Origin of the sequence: Saccharothrix luteola, from assembly GCF_020859565.1 — a bacterium.
In the GTDB taxonomy this organism is placed as follows: Bacteria; Actinomycetota; Actinomycetes; order Mycobacteriales; family Pseudonocardiaceae; genus Actinosynnema; species Actinosynnema luteola.
Window position 1 is genome coordinate 219243 of the sequence record NZ_JAJHUO010000006.1, and the last position, 15033, is coordinate 234275.

Consider the following 15033-nt stretch of genomic DNA (forward strand, 5'->3'; position numbering starts at 1 on the left):
TCACCAACGCAGGACGTGGGGCGTGCCGGTGCGCTGGAAGTGGCCGACGTTGACGCACTCGGTCCAGCCGACCCGGACCCGGCGCGCCAGGGGCTGGTGCACGTGCCCGAACACCGACCACCGCGGCCGGTCGCGCTCGATCACCTTCAGCAACGAGGTCGAGCCGAGCTCCGGCCGGCGGGCCACCACGTCGTAGGTCAGCTCGGCCACGGCGGGCGGCACGTGCGTGCACAGCACGTCCACCTCACCCAGCCCGGCCAGGGCCGCGCCGAACTCCTCCTCGGTGCGCAGGTAGGGCCGCCACGGTCCGCGCCGGTTCGGCACGAAACCCGGGTGCAGCACCGCGCCGCCCGCGAAGCCGAACCGCAGCCCGCCGATCTCGGCCACCTGCCCGTCCAGCACGTGCACGCCGTCGTGGGCGAACAGCGGCCACAGCTCGGGGCTGTCCACGTTGCCCGGCGTGGCGTAGGTGGGCGCGCTCATCACCGCGAACATCGCGGCGTACTGCTCCATGACCGCCTCTTGGACGACGTCCGCGGCGTTGTCCAGGCTCTCCCACAGCGACCGCATGTAGCGGACCGTCTCCGCGCCGAACCGGCCGCGCCGCAGCCGGGCGAACACCTCGACCTTCTCCGCGCCGAAGACCCGGCCCAGGATGCCCTTGCCGTGGTCGTAGTAGTCGACGAAGTCGACCAGGTCACCGAGGACGACCAGCGCGTCCGCCCCGTCACCGGCGCGCGCGAGCGCCTCCGCGTTGCCGTGGACATCCGAGACGACGTGAACCCGCACGAGACCCAAATCTACGGCAGCACGGGCGGCTCACCAGGCGGCCGACCGGCCTCCAAGATCATCTTGAGGCCGAGTGACACCTCCTTGGCGGCCAACTGGCGGCTGCGCACCTCGCGGCGTATCCGCTGGTCGGACGCGTCGCCCGGCAAGTCGGCACGCAGGAAGTAGTGCAGCAGGGTGCCGTCCAGGACCGGCTCCAGCCACACCTCCATCGTTCCGACCAACGCGCCGGCGACCGTCCAGCGCAACCCCTGAGTGCCCCGATCGGCGTACGCGTCGAGGGTCAGGTCCGGCCAGAACCGCCTCCACGCGTCGGGCGGCGCGAAAGCGGCGGCGACCACCGCCGGAGGCACTGCGAGGAACGTCTCGTCAACGACGTCGACACTGGGCACGGGTGGGAAGAGTGCCACGACACGGTTACGGAAACACCGGCCGGCCTGGTGTATCGCCGGAATCACAGGCTAAGTTTCCCCACCGGTAACAAACAATCGTCCGGAGGTCGACGTGCGCGAGTTCAGCGTCCCCGCCACCGCCACTGTGGCTGCCGAGGAGAACCTCACCGACATGGTGTGGGCGAACGCGGAGCGCTTCGGCAACGCCGTCAGCTTCCGCCGCCGCGTGGACGGCACGTGGGTGGACGTCACCGCCCGCGACTTCGCCGCCCAGGTCCTCGCGGTCGCCAAGGGGTTGGTCGCGGCGGGGTTGCAGCCAGGCGAGCGGGTGGGCCTGATGTCCAAGACCCGCTACGAGTGGACCCTCCTCGACTTCGCCATCTGGCACGCGGGCGGCGTCGTGGTCCCGATCTACGAGACCTCCTCGGCCGAGCAGGTCGAGTGGATCCTGTCCGACTCCTCGGCCAAGGCCGTGTTCGTGGAGACCTCCGAGCACCGCGCCACAGTGGACTCGGTGGTGGCGGGCCTGCCCGAGGTGCGGCACGTGTGGCAGGTCGACGGACCGTCCGGTGACGCGGCGGGCGCGATCGACGAGCTGACCGCGCTGGGCGCCTCGGTGTCCGACGACGACGCGCGGGCCCGGCGCAAGGTGGTCGGCGCGGACGACACCGCGACCATCGTCTACACCTCCGGCACCACCGGCCGCCCCAAGGGCTGCGAGCTGACCCACCGCAACCTGCTGTCCGAGGTGCGGGCCGGGATCACCGCGTTCCCGCAGCTCATGCAGGCCGGCAACTCGCTGCTGGTGTTCCTGCCGCTGGCGCACATCCTGGCCCGCGCGCTGGCCCTGTGCGGTGTGTACACGCGCGTGACCATGGGCCACACGTCCGACGTGAAGACCCTGGTGCAGGACCTCCAGTCGTTCCGACCCACGTTCGTGGTGGCCGTGCCGCGCGTGTTCGAGAAGGTCTACAACGGCGCGAAGCAGAAGGCGCACGCGGCGGGCAAGGGCAAGATCTTCGACGCCGCCGAGGCGACCGCGGTGGCCTACAGCGAGGCGCTCGACAAGGACGGCCCCGGCCTCGGGCTCAAGATCAAGCACGCGCTGTTCGCGAAGCTCGTCTACAGCAAGCTCCTCGCGGCGCTCGGCGGCCGGTGCACCAACGCGGTCTCCGGCGGCGCGCCGCTGGGTGAGCGGCTGGCGCACTTCTTCCGCGGCATCGGCGTGCCGGTGTTCGAGGGCTACGGCCTGACCGAGACCAGCGCCGCGTCGAACCTGAACACCGCGTCGGCGTTCCGGGTCGGCACGGTGGGCCGGCCGGTCAGCGGCACGTCGATCCGCATCGGCGAGGACGGCGAGATCCTGATCAAGGGCGACGTCGTGTTCCGCAGCTACTGGAACAACCCGACGGCCACGGCGGAGGCGCTGGAGGACGGCTGGTTCCACACCGGTGACATCGGCGAGCTGGACGACGACGGCTTCCTGAAGATCACCGGGCGCAAGAAGGAGATCATCGTGACGGCCGGCGGGAAGAACGTCTCGCCCGCCGTGCTGGAGGACCGCCTGCGCGCCCACCCGCTGATCAGCCAGTGCATGGTGGTCGGCGACGCGCAGCCGTTCATCGGCGCGCTGATCACGATCGACCCGGAGTTCTTCCCGGCCTGGAAGGAGCAGAACGGCAAGCCCGGCTCGGCGACCGTGGCCGACCTGGTCGACGACGAGACGCTGCGCGGCGTGATCCAGGCCGCGGTGGACGAGGCCAACCAGGCGGTGTCCAAGGCGGAGGCGATCAAGAAGTTCCGCATCCTGCCGGTGGACTTCACCGAGGCGGGCGGCGAGATGACCCCGAGCCTCAAGCTCCGTCGTTCGGTGGTCGCCACGACCTACAAGCAGGAAATCGAGTCGATCTACGCAGGCTGAAACCCGTCCCGCGAGGTCGCGTCGACCGTTCACCACCGACGCGACCTCGCCTGCCATCTGCGGAGCAGCGGCAATTGGACACAGACGAGTGGCCCGCACCGAAGTGCGGGCCACTCGACCCCCAGTGATCGCGTATCCGCTGACGCGGACCCGAGAAGTTCTGTTGTCCCGGTCCCCCAACCGGGACGCTTCATAGCGTGCCGCAGCGCGCTGTCGTATCGCTGACGCGGCGATGACTCGTGCCGTCAGCGCCCGCCCTAGGCTGTGCACAGCGAGGCGGAACGAGGGGACGCGAAGGATGGGCGCTGGGCCGTGGTTCGGCCTGCTCGGCCCGCTCGAGGTGCGCATACAGGGTCGACCGGTGCCCGTTCGGGCAGGTAAGCACCGGGCGCTGCTGGCCGCCCTCTCGCTGCGCGCGGGCCGTGCCGTCTCAATTGGCGAGTTGGTCTCCTTCCTGTGGGGCGGCGACCCGCCCGCCCGCACGCGCGGCACGTTGCAGACCTACGTCATGCGGTTGCGGCAGTTGCTCGGCGACCCGTCGCTGATCCGGACCACTTCGGACGGCTACCGGTTGGTGGTGCCGCCGGAGCAGGTGGACGTGCACCGGTTCACCACCACGGCCGGGCTGGCGAGGCAGGCCGCGCAGTCCGGGCACCTGACCGACGCCGCCGAGCTGTACGCCGAGGCGCTCGGCCTGTGGCGCGGGCCGGCGCTGTCGGACGTGCCGTCGGAGGCGTTGCGCGACGACGAGGTGCCGCGGCTGGCCGAGCGGCTGCTGGTCGTGCACGAGGAGCGCAACGACGTCGAGCTGGCGCTGGGCAACCACGAGCGGCTGGTGCCCGTGCTGCGCTCGTTGACCGCGGACCACCCGCTGCGCGAGCGGTTCTGGGCGCAGCTGATGGTGGCGCTGTACCGGGGCAGCAGGCAGGCCGAGGCGCTGGAGGCGTTCCGGCTGGTCGACCGGCTGCTCGGCGAGCAGCTGGGCATCGAGCCCGGTCCGGCGCTGCGCGAGCTGCACCAGGCGATCCTGGTCGGCGACCCGAGCCTGGCCGCGCCCACCGAGCGGGTCGACCCGGACGTGCCCGACCAGCTGCCGCCGGACGTGCCGGACTTCGTCGGCCGGACCGAGCTGGTCGACCGGATCTCCCGCCTGATCGCGCCGGACGGCCCGCGCACCGCGGTGCCGATCGTGACGCTGACCGGCGTGCCCGGCGTGGGCAAGACGGCGTTGGCGGTGCACGTGGCGCACCGGCTGCGCGACCGGTTCCCGGACGGTCGGCTGTACGTCGACCTGCGCGGGTACGCGTCCGGGCCGGCCACGCCGGTGGTGGAGGTGCTGACCCGGTTCCTGCGCGCGCTCGGCGTGCCGCCGGAGCAGATCCCGGTGGACTCCGACGAGCAGAGCACCCTGTTCCGGTCGCTGCTCACGGGCCGGCGGATGCTGCTGGTGCTGGACAACGCCGCCGCGCCGGACCAGGTGCGCCCGCTGCTGCCCGGCGCGGCGAGCTGCCCGGTGCTGGTGACCAGCCGTGACGACCTGCGCGGGCTGATCGCCGTCGACGGCGCCCGGCGGGTCGGGCTGGACGTGCTCGCGCCGGAGAAGTCGCTGGCCGTGCTGCGCCGGTCCGGGCCGGCGGCGGAGGAGCTGGCGCGGCGGTGCGGGCACCTACCGCTGACGCTGCACATCGCGGCGGCCTCGGTGGCGGGCGGTTCGGTGGTGAGGTACCTGGAGAAGCTGGGCGACCGCCGTCCGCTCGACCTCGCGCACGCCGCCCTGACGCCGGGCGCGCGGCGACTGTTCGCGCTGCTCAGCGTGGTGCCGGGAGCGGACTTCACGACGGAGGCGGCGGCGAACGCGGCAGAGCTGACCGTGCCGGAGGCCGCCGCCCTGCTCGGGCAGCTGACCAGGGCGCGGCTGGTGAGCGCCGACCGCGGCCGGTACGCGTTCCACGACGCGCTGGCGCGGTTCGCGGCCGAGATGGCGGAGGCCGGGAACGAGGACGTGGCCGCGGCGCGCGTGCGGCTGCTGGAGTTCTACGTGCGTGCCGTCGACCACTGCGCAGAGCTGCTGTACCCGGACCTGATGCGGCTGCCGACGCCCGCCGGGCGGGCGGTGCGGCTGCCGCGGATCGAGACGACGGCGCAGGCGCGGGCGTGGCTGGACGCGGAGCGGCCGAACCTGACCGCGGCGATCCGCTCGGCGGCGGAACGGGGCCCGGCCGCGATGTCGTGGCAGCTCGCCGACGGGCTGCGCGGCTACCTGTGGATCGGCAAGCACGTCACCGAGTGGCTGACGACCGCGCAGTACGGGCTGGACGCCGCGCACGAGCAGCGGGACGTGGCGGGCGAGGCCGCGATGCACCAGAACCTGGCCACGCTGCACTGGCGGCTCGGCGACTTCACCACGTCCATCGCGCATTACACCCGGGCGGTGGAGCTGCACCGCGCCTCCGGCGACCTCGCGTCGGAGGCGGGCGTGCGCAGCTACCTCGGCGTGGTGCGGATGGAAGCGGGCGACCTGGAGGGCGCCCGCGACGACCTGGAGATGTGCCTGGCGCTGAAGCGCGAGTCCGGCGAGCCGAGGTCGGGCGAGACGGGCGTGCTGACCGGGTTGGGCGTGCTCGCGATCGAGACCGGTGAGCTGGCCGAGGCGGTGGACCTGCTGGGCGAGGCGCTGGCGATCAGCGTGGAGCACGGGTTGCGGGGCAGCGAGATCACCGCGTTGACGCTCCTCGGCGTGGCGTCACAGCTCATGGGCGAGCCACAGCGCGCGCTCGCCCACCTGTCCGAGGCGTTGCGCCTGTCGGTGGAGGCGGGATTCCGCGAGGCCGCCGCACGGGTGCTGGAGAGCACCGCGTCCGTGCGGCTGGACTTGGGCGAGCACGCCGCGGCGCTGGACCTGGCCGACCGGGCGCTGGCCGAGCTGCGGGAGGGCGGTGACCAGCGGATCACCACGAACGTGCTCGTGGTGATGGCGTCGGCGAACCGGGGCCTGGGTTCCCTGCGGACGGCCGACGAGCAGTTCCAGCAGGCCCTGACCAAGGCGCGGCGGATCGGCTACCTGCCGGGCGAGGCGCGCGCCCTGATCGGCCTGGCGGCCGTGCGCAGGCTGCTGGGCCAGCTCGCGGAGGCCAAGACCCTGGCCGCCCAGGCCGTCACCCTGACGGCGGGCCTCGGCCTGCGGATCACGGAGCGCACCGCCCGCACCGAGCTCGCCACCATCCACGACGCCCTGGGCGAGCACACCGCCGCCGCCACCGAAACGACCCGGGCGTCCGACCTCCAGGACCAAATCGGCCACCCCTGACCCCCACCCGCACGAGAGTCCTACGTCCAAACCGCGCGTGTCCTACGTCCAGGGCGCGAGAGTCCTACGTTCAGGACCCACGAGTTCAACGCTCAGGCGTCGATCAAGCGGACCAGGCGGTCGGCCAGGTCGTCCCAGCGCCAGTTCCCGGTGACCCACTCCCGGCCCGCCGCGCCCATCTTCGCGGCCGTCCCCGGATCGGCCAGCAGCGCGGCGACGGCGTTGGCCACCTCCGCCACCTCACGCCCGTCGACCACCCGCCCCGTCACGCCGTCGCGCACGGTCTCCGGCGCACCGCCCGAACGCCCCGCCACGACCGGCAGGCCGGTGGCCGACGCCTCCAGGTACACGATCCCCAGGCCCTCGACGTCCAGCCCACGCCCACGCGTACGGCACGGCATCGCGAACACGTCACCGGCGTTGTAGTGCGCGGGCAGCTCCTCCCACGGCACCGACCCGGTCAGCACCACGTGCTCCGACACGCCGACCGACGCCGCCAGCCGCTCCAACGCCCCCCGGTACGGCCCACCGCCCACCAGCAGCAACGCCGCGCCCGGCACCTGCCGCCGGATCTCCGGCAACGCCCGCACCAGCACGTCCTGCCCCTTGCGCGGCACGAGCCGCGACACGCACACCACCACCGGCCGGTCGCCCAACCCGTACCGGGCGCGCATCTCCGCCCGCGCCGCCGCCGAAGGCGCGAACACCGACGTGTCCACCCCCGACGGCAGGTGCTCCAACGCCGCCATCGGACCGAATGCCGCCGCGAACCGCGAACGCGTGTACCTGCTCACGAACGTCACCACGTCCGCGTCCGACCCGATCCGCCGCAACGCCTGCCGCGCGCCCGGCAGCATGGACCACCCGACCTCGTGCCCGTGCGTCGACGCCAACACCCGAGAAGCGCCGGCGGCACGCAGCCGTGACGTCATCAGCGCCAACGGCGCAGCCGCCCCGAACCACACGGCGTCACAGCGCGCTCCGCGCAGGATGTCCGACGCCCGCCGCACGACGTCCGGCGTGGGCAGCATCAACGTCCCCGGATGCCGCACCACCTCGAACGGCTGCGCCGCGTCGAACTCCGGGTGCGAGCCGGACGACGACTCCCACGACGGCGCGTACACCACCAGCTCGGGCAGCCGCACGGCCAGCGCGTGCAGGTAGGCCTGGATTCCGCCGGGCCGTGGCGGGAAGTCATTGGTCACCAACAGGGTCCGACGCACGCGACCACGTTACGGGAACGACCGCCGCAGGAACTCCTGCCACCCGCGCACCAGCGCCGAGGTGTCCCCACCGGTCACCTCCAGCAGCACGCCGTCCACTTCGGACGCCCGAACCCGCGCCAGCCTCCGGTACAGCGCCACCAGCCCCGGCTCGCCGAGCGACGACGCCAGGTACAGGTTCAGCGACCACGCCTCTTGGTAGGCCAGCTCCATCCCGTCACCCCGGAAGTCGGCGTCCGACGGCAGCGAGGAGGGCAACGACTGCCGCACGCGCGCGGCCAGCAGCGGCGCGGCCTTGGCCGGCGGCACGTCGCTGCGCCGGTAGCCGACGTAGTCCGCGAACCCCTCCAGCACCCACATCGGCGCCCCGTCGACGGTCTCGCCGCGCGCGGCGACGTGCGTGATCTCGTGCCGCAGCAGCACCCGCAGCGCCAACGGCGACAACGCGCCCGCGCTGTCCGGGTTCAGCACCACCCGTTGGCCGCGGGCGGTGTGCGTGTCCGGGTCCACCCGGTCCGCCACCGCGACGCCCGCGATAGCGCCGGTGGCGAACCCGGGTCCGACCAGCGCGACCATCTCCGCCGGGCTCGCCGGGATCAGCACGGCCACCTGACGCGCCCAAGCCTGGCCCCAGACCTCGGTCACGGCCGTGACGGCGCCGTCCAGCTCCGCCAGCACCCGTGCGGCGAGCACCTCGCCGCCGGGGTGGCTCAACACTAACCCGCCGGCACCCGCGAGCACGTGGCTCGGCCCGAAGTCCCACGGCCCGCGCCACGTGCGCTTGCCCAGCGGCTCCAGCGCGGTGTCGGAGTTGAGGTACCAGCGGCCGTCGCGCCGGGTGAACAGGTACGCCATGCCCTGGCTGCTCGGCTCCACGTCCACGCCGCGGAGCCGGTACGACAGCCGCACGTCCGGCGCCCACACCTCGTCGGCGGCGGGCAGGTCGAGCGTGGTGACGTCGGTGCCCGTGACATCAGCCTGGCCCTCGGTGTCGGATACCAAGTCGGCAACGTACTCCCACTCCGCCAACGGCACGGAGGAGAGGTTGCGGAACAGGTCGCGCTGCCGTTGCCGGAACCCGGCGTCGGCGAGGGGGTCGAGGTCCGCGGTGAACGCCGTCTCGTCCCGGTCCAGCACGGCCCGCGCGCGCCGTTCGAGCAGCGCCCGCACGGCGTCCGCACGCGAGGTGGCGGCGGACGCGGGCGGGGCGGACGGGGTCGCCGGGAGGACGGCCGTGACCAGTCCGGCGAGGAACGTCACGGCCACCAACGCGGCCAGCACACCCCGAAAACGGCTCACGAGCCTCCAAAGTCAACGGCAGGGCCACCCCCTCGAGGATGGCCCTGCCGGACGACGACTGTCAGCCCGCGATGCGCCGCATCGCGTAGATGCTGCCGGGGTTCTCCAGCGGCACCACCTTGACCGGGACGCCGTCGGTGGACGCGTGCACGACCCGCGCGTTGTCCACCGCCATGCCCACGTGGTTGCCGCCGTTGTAGATGATCAGGTCGCCCGCCTGGACCTCGCTGCGGCTGACGGGTCGCCCGGCGCCCGCCTGGCCACCGGAGGTGCGCGGGATCGTCACGCCGGCGTACGCGTACGCCTTCGAGGTCAGGCCGGAGCAGTCCCAGAGGTCCGGGCCGGTCGCGCCGTACCGGTACATGTCGCCCTGCTGGTCCAGCGCGAACTGCAGCGCCACACCCGCCGCGCCCGCGGGCACGTTGGTCGCGGTGACCCTCGGACCCGTGTTGGTCAGCGTGCTGCGCTCCTGCGAGGTCAGCCGGGCCAACTGGTCCTTGACCACGGTGATCTGGCCCTGCAGGTCGGTCTGCCGCTTCTTGATGTCGTCGGCGATCTTGACCGCCTCGTCGGTCGCGGTCTGCGCGCGGGACTGGGCGTCCGCCGCCTTCTGCCGCGCGTCCTCGGCCGCGTCGACCGCGCCGGAGAGCCGTTCGAGGGACTCGTTGTTGTCCGACGCGAGCACGCCGAGCGCGGACATGCGGTTCAGGAAGTCCTGCTGGGAGTCGGACACCAGCAGCGCCGACAGCTGGTTGAACCGGGCGCCCTCGAACGACGCCTCCGTCAGCTTGTCGACCTGGACCCGGAAGGTCTCCTCGTCCGTCCGCGCCTGCTCGCCCGCCTGGGTCGCCTGCGCCAGGTCGGCGTTGGCCTTGTCCAGCTCGGCCTGGTTGGCGTTGCGCTGCTCTTCGGCGCGCAGGAGCTCTTCGTTGAGCTTGGTGGCCTGCTCGGCCAGCTCGTTGTACTTCTTCAGCGCCTCGGAGGCGTTCGCGGGGGTGTTCGGCTGGGCTCCGGCGGGTACGGGCAGGACGCCCACCGCGGCAGCGGCCACCGCCGTGGCCGCCATCGCCCCGCGCAGGCCGCGCTTGAGTCGTTGCGACGCCACAGTCGCGTGTGTCTCCTTCGTCTGATCCCGCCTGCCGGCCGGGCGCATGGCGCAACCCGACGCACCTCTGGTGAGAGATCTCCGGCTCGGCTCCCCGACAGGCCGATTCGGCGGTGAACCCGCGTCGCGGCCCAGGATGGACCACTGCTCGCCGCGAGATCTCGGCTAGGTTACGAAAAGTGAGGTCCGGCGTCCACTAGCGGGGCAAGGAAATCACGTCGAGTTCACCTTTATTCCCAAACGGCCTAGCTGTGACCTGGTCGTGTGACCGCTGGTGGTGTTAAAAACACGATCTGTGTCACACCCGGCCCAGGCGCGCCAGCAACACGGCGGACGGCACCGGGTGCGCGCCACGCCGCCGGACGGAATCAGCCACCGCCCGGTCGGACGTCACCACGACCACCGGACGGCCCTCGGGCTCGGCGGTCACCAACGCCCGGATCACGTCGTCGGCCAGCACACCGGGATCGCTGAACAGCACCCGCACCCCGCGCGGCGCGGACGTCGGCACGGCCACCACACCCGCGCCGTCGAACACCAACGTCACCTCCGCGCCGGTGCGCGCCGCCAGCACTGCCAGCTGGTGCACCAACCGGTCCCGCTGGTCCGACAGCGACAGCTCCGGGTAGCCCGTCTTGGTCACGTTGTAGCCGTCCACGATCAAGTGCACGGCGGGCAGCGCCAGCAACCGGTCCAGCGCCGCCGGGTCCTCCACCCGGCCGACCGCGCCCTGCGCCGCGCTGGCGCCGCGCACGAGGTCCGCCGGCCGCGGGCCCGCGCCGCCGAGGGCCAGTTCCCGGCGCAGGCCGTTCACCGCGCCGTCGAGCGTCTCGACCAGCAGGGCCAGCCGCACCTCGTCGGCCTGGCGGGCCTCCTTGGCCGACTGGCGCGCCACCTCCGCGTCCGACTCGGCCCGCTGGGCCTTGGCGCGCTCGTGCTCGGCGCGTTCGCGTTCGCGGTCCCGTTCGGCGGTCAACCGGCGCAGCGCGGCCTCGGCCTCCGCGCGCACCCGGTCCGCCTCGGCCGACGACGATTCGGCCCGGTCCTTGGCCTCGCGCAACCGCACGCCCTGCTCGCGCAACCGTTTGCGCAGCCGTTCCAGCTCGGCCTCGGACGCCTCGCGGATCTTGTCGACCGCGCCGCCCGCCTCGGCCCGTTCCGCCTTGAGCCGCTCCAGCTCCACTTCGAGCCGCTCGGCCCGCTGCACGGCCAGGTCGCGCTCGGAGCGCAGCGCCGCGTCCGCCACGCGCCTGCCGACCAGCTCGATGAAGTGGGACGCGACCTCCTCGCCCTGCAGGATCGCCGCCGCGCCGGCCGCCACCGGGTCGGGCGACGTCACCTCCAGCGCCGCCGGCCGGTTGCGCCGCAGCCACTCGACGACGGCGGCCCGGAAGTTCGCCGACGACTTCAGGCCGCCGACGAGCACCGGCGCGCCCAGCCGGGCCCGCTTGGTCGGAGCGAACCGGGCGACCGCGCGCAGGGACTGCGGGATGTCGACCTTCGCCAAGTCCCCCAACGCATCCGCGCTCAGCTCCGCGAGCCGCGCGCGCAGGGGCTCGGGCAGCGCGGACCAGTCCACAGTGGACTCGACGGCCTGGTTCGGTTCCAGGTCGTCCGCGCCTGCCGGCGGCTCGATCGGGTCTTGCACCCGTACAGGCTAGCTGTGTCGTGTTGCGCCGCTGTGCACGATCGCCGCCGCTCCGCGCCCGGTTGTCCGGCGGTGGTCGCCGCGGTGGCCCGTCGGCTGCCGAGCAGCGGCGATCAACACTGTCGGTGGGTACGGCTACGGTGCGCCGCGATGACTACTCAGCTCACGTTCGACGAACTGGGCACACCGCTGCGCGAGACCACGTTCGTCGTGTTCGACCTGGAGACCACCGGCGGCCGTGCGGACGGTGACGCGATCACCGAGATCGGTGCGGTGAAGGTGCGCGGCGGGCGGGTGATCGGCGAGTTCGGCACCCTCGTCGACCCCGAGCGGGGCATTCCGCCGCAGGTCGTGGCCCTGACCGGGATCACGCAGGTGATGGTGACCGGCGCGCCGAAGCTGACCACGGTGCTGCCCGCGTTCCTCGAGTTCGCCGCCGGGGCGGTCCTGGTCGCGCACAACTCCGGCTTCGACGTGGGGTTCATCAAGGCCGCTTGCGCCCGGCACGGGTACACGTGGCCCAAGCCGACCGTCGTGTGCACGGTGAAGCTGGCCCGCCGGGTGCTCAGCCGGGACGAGGCGCCGAGCTGCCGGCTGTCGGCGTTGGCCCAGCTGTTCGGGCTGTCCGTGCAGCCGAACCACCGCGCGCTGGTCGACGCCCGCGCGACCGTCGAGGTGCTGCACCACCTGCTGGAGCGGGTCGGGTCGGTCGGCGTGCACTCGCTGGAGGAGCTGGTCGCCTACCTGCCCGAGGTGACGCCCGCGCAGCGGCGCAAGCGGACGCTCGCGTCCCACCTGCCGTCCACCCCGGGCGTCTACCTGTTCCGCGGGCCGTCGGAGGAGGTGCTGTACGTCGGCACGGCGTCCGACCTGCGGCGGCGGGTGCGGCAGTACTTCACCGCCAGCGAGGGGCGCAAGCGGCTGCGGGAGATGGTGTCGCTGGCCGTGCGGGTGGACGCGGTGGAGTGCGCGCACTCGTTGGAGGCCGAGGTGCGGGAGCTGCGGCTGCTGACCGCGCACAAGCCCGCTTACAACCGGCGTTCCAAGAACCAGGCGCAGGCGTGGTGGCTCGTGCTGACGGACGAGGCTTTTCCGCGCCTCTCCGTGGTCCGCACGCCGCGTGAGGGTGCGCTCGGCCCGTTCCGGTCCCGGCGGCTCGCCGAGACTGCGATGGAGGCGGTGCTGGAGGCCGTGCCGCTGCGGGCGTGCTCGATCCGGATCCCGGCGCGCAACGCGTCCGCCACGCCGTGCGCGCTGTTCGAGCTGGGCCGGTGCAAGGCGCCGTGCGCGGGACGTCAGTCGGTGGACGACTACTCCCCCGCCGCGACGGCGTTCCGCCGGCTGGTCGGCGGGGCGGATGTCACGCCGTTGCGGGAGCTGACCGCGCAGATCGACGCGCTCGCCCATGCGCACCGGTTCGAGGACGCCGCCACCCGCCGTGACCGGATGTCGTCGTTGGTGCGCTCGTTGGACCGGGCGCAGCGGCTCGCGGGGCTGGCGGCGTTGCCGGAGGTGGTCGCCGCGCGGCCCGACGGGTCCGGCGGGTGGGAGTTCGCCGTGGTGCGGCACGGGCGGTTGGCGTCGGCCGGGGTGGCGCGGCGCGGCACGCGGCCGATGCCGGTGGTCGACGCGCTGGTGGCGTCGGCGGAGACGGTGATCCCGGGCGAGGGCCCGCTGTTCGGCGCGCCGGCCGAGGAGGTCGGCGTGGTCCTGCGGTGGATCGACCGGCCGGGGACGCGGCTCGTCTACTGCGAGCGCCCGTGGACGTCGCCCGCGTTCGCAGCCGGCGCGTGGCGGGAGTGGGTGGCACGCGCCGAGGCCGGTCGCGACCAGTACCGGATGGCGGGCCACTAGCATGTGGTCGGTCGATACCCCGACGACTTGTGGAGGACCGCTGTGATCACCGCGATCGTGCTGATCCAGGCCGCCGCCGAGACCATTCCGGACGCGGCGCAGGCGATCGCCGACATCGAGGGCGTCACCGAGGTCTACTCGTGCGCCGGCGACGTCGACCTGATCGCTCTGGTCAAGGTCGCCCGGCACGAGGACCTGGCCGACCTGGTGCCCGGCCACATCTCCAAGGTGCCCGGCGTGCTGAACACGGACACCCACATCTCGTTCCGGTCGTACTCGAAGCGTGACACGGACGCGGCGTTCGCCATCGGTCTCGAAGACGCCTGATCGGCCCGAAGTCCGCAAGCGTCGAAGGCGTTGCGACATCAAGGCGTTGAAGGCTTAAAAGCCTTAAAAGCATGTCCTCGCCGGACGGGCAGATCAGCAGGATGACGGGGAATGCGGTCATGCTCCGGGTCCGTCGTTGGTCCGGGTTCCGTGTCATCCCACCGACCTCCCTCCGGGCTACCACACGTATCAAGGGGGGCGACAACAGTGGACGCCGACAGGCATCGGTGAACAGCGCCCCCCTTGACACGCGCGGTAGGGCAAAGCCAGGTCGGCGGGATGACACGAACCCCTCGTTCGGGAAAGCGAAAGCCGGCACCCAGCCCATAGCCACGCCGCTCCACACCACCCGCGCCGGGCCCGCCGCTCCCGTCCACTGACAGGTTCTTCCCGAAAAGAAGGGCTTCGTGTCATCCCGCCGACCTGGCAAAGCCCTACCGCACGTGTCAAGGGGGCACTTTCCACCCCAACAGGAACGATGGGATGGAATCGCCCCCTTGACGCGTGTGGTAGCCCGGAGGGAGGTCGGTGGGATGACACGAAACCCGGACCAACAACGGACCCGCAGCATCCAGCGGTAGTTGGGGTCATCCTGCTGATCTGCCCGTCCGGCGAGGACATGCTTTTAAGCTCTTAAGTTTTTGAACTACTCCCCAACCACCCACCAAGCACACCGAAATCGGCATCCGTCAGCCCCAGCCGTGGATCGACCCGGTGCAACAGGGCACGACTCGGGTGGTTCACCGCGACCCACGCCCGGTCCACGTCGGTGAGCTCGTCGTCCACCCACGCGAACGGCCGCCCCGCAGCCCAAGAGACGAGCGCACGCGTCTTCCAGTGCAGCCCGGCCCGCTCGTCCAGCTCATCGACCTCGGACGGCTCCGGCCACGCCACCACCGCGAGCCGACCCAAGCCGAGCCGACCCAAGCCGAGCCGAGGCGCGACGGACTCGTTGGCGTCTTCCATCCACGTCGTCGCCCACACCAGCTCGCACGGCAGCGCGGCCAACCGGGGCCCGAGCCCGGGGTCGACCCGGCTCAGCAACGGATTGGCGCCGGCGGCAACCGTCCCGTAGGTCGGGTACCCGCCACCGCCGAACGGGATCAGCGGCCCGTCCACGTCGAGGAAGAGCAAAGGACGCTGGTCAGGACCGGCCACCGGACAACTC

At 72.5% G+C, this 15033-nt stretch carries 11 protein-coding genes; 4 read left to right on the forward strand and 7 right to left on the reverse strand.

The genetic code is table 11. From position 1 onward, the window contains the following. Entirely contained in the window at nt 1–789 is a 789-nt protein-coding gene (locus LNK82_RS10485) for a metallophosphoesterase family protein (RefSeq protein WP_230566740.1), read from the reverse strand. Nucleotides 790–800: 11 nt separating this feature from the next. Continuing rightward, complete coding sequence (locus LNK82_RS10490; RefSeq protein ID WP_230566741.1) at nt 801–1181, reverse strand: polyketide cyclase / dehydrase and lipid transport; 381 nt, start codon at nt 1179–1181, stop codon at nt 801–803. 112 nt (nt 1182–1293) lie between these two features. Here LNK82_RS10490 and LNK82_RS10495 point away from each other — a divergent pair, with 112 nt between their 5' ends. After that, complete coding sequence (locus LNK82_RS10495) at nt 1294–3102, forward strand: AMP-dependent synthetase/ligase (protein WP_230566742.1); 1809 nt, start codon at nt 1294–1296, stop codon at nt 3100–3102. A gap of 361 nt (nt 3103–3463) precedes the next feature. Then, complete coding sequence (locus tag LNK82_RS10500; RefSeq protein WP_308257190.1) at nt 3464–6409, forward strand: AfsR/SARP family transcriptional regulator; 2946 nt, start codon at nt 3464–3466, stop codon at nt 6407–6409. 92 nt (nt 6410–6501) lie between these two features. On the opposite strand, the gene LNK82_RS10505 is transcribed toward LNK82_RS10500, so the two are convergent. The 4 genes from LNK82_RS10505 to LNK82_RS10520 form a co-directional block, all read right to left on the reverse strand. Then, complete coding sequence (locus LNK82_RS10505) at nt 6502–7632, reverse strand: glycosyltransferase family 4 protein (RefSeq protein ID WP_230566743.1); 1131 nt, start codon at nt 7630–7632, stop codon at nt 6502–6504. A 9-nt stretch (nt 7633–7641) separates the two neighbouring features. Then, nucleotides 7642–8931: a hypothetical protein gene (locus tag LNK82_RS10510; RefSeq protein WP_230566744.1), complete on the reverse strand. Its 1290-nt coding sequence runs from the start codon at nt 8929–8931 to the stop codon at nt 7642–7644. A 61-nt stretch (nt 8932–8992) separates the two neighbouring features. Continuing rightward, nucleotides 8993–10036 carry a C40 family peptidase gene (locus LNK82_RS10515; protein WP_230566745.1) on the reverse strand — a complete coding sequence of 348 codons (1044 nt, stop codon included), beginning with the start codon at nt 10034–10036 and terminating at the stop codon, nt 8993–8995. Nucleotides 10037–10334: 298 nt separating this feature from the next. After that, nucleotides 10335–11684, reverse strand: coding sequence for an NYN domain-containing protein (locus LNK82_RS10520; RefSeq protein WP_372470455.1), 1350 nt, complete (start codon nt 11682–11684; stop codon nt 10335–10337). 150 nt (nt 11685–11834) lie between these two features. Between LNK82_RS10520 and LNK82_RS10525 the strand changes: the two genes are divergently transcribed. Both LNK82_RS10525 and LNK82_RS10530 read left to right on the forward strand, forming a co-directional pair. Beyond that, nucleotides 11835–13538 (forward strand): DEDD exonuclease domain-containing protein, encoded by a 1704-nt coding sequence (locus LNK82_RS10525; protein ID WP_230566746.1) that lies wholly within the window; start codon nt 11835–11837, stop codon nt 13536–13538. Nucleotides 13539–13580: 42 nt separating this feature from the next. Next, nucleotides 13581–13865: an Lrp/AsnC family transcriptional regulator gene (locus LNK82_RS10530; protein ID WP_053718754.1), complete on the forward strand. Its 285-nt coding sequence runs from the start codon at nt 13581–13583 to the stop codon at nt 13863–13865. Between the two features lie 633 nt (nt 13866–14498). On the opposite strand, the gene LNK82_RS10535 is transcribed toward LNK82_RS10530, so the two are convergent. Continuing rightward, complete coding sequence (locus LNK82_RS10535; protein ID WP_230566747.1) at nt 14499–15023, reverse strand: HAD domain-containing protein; 525 nt, start codon at nt 15021–15023, stop codon at nt 14499–14501. Nucleotides 15024–15033 lie beyond the last annotated feature (10 nt).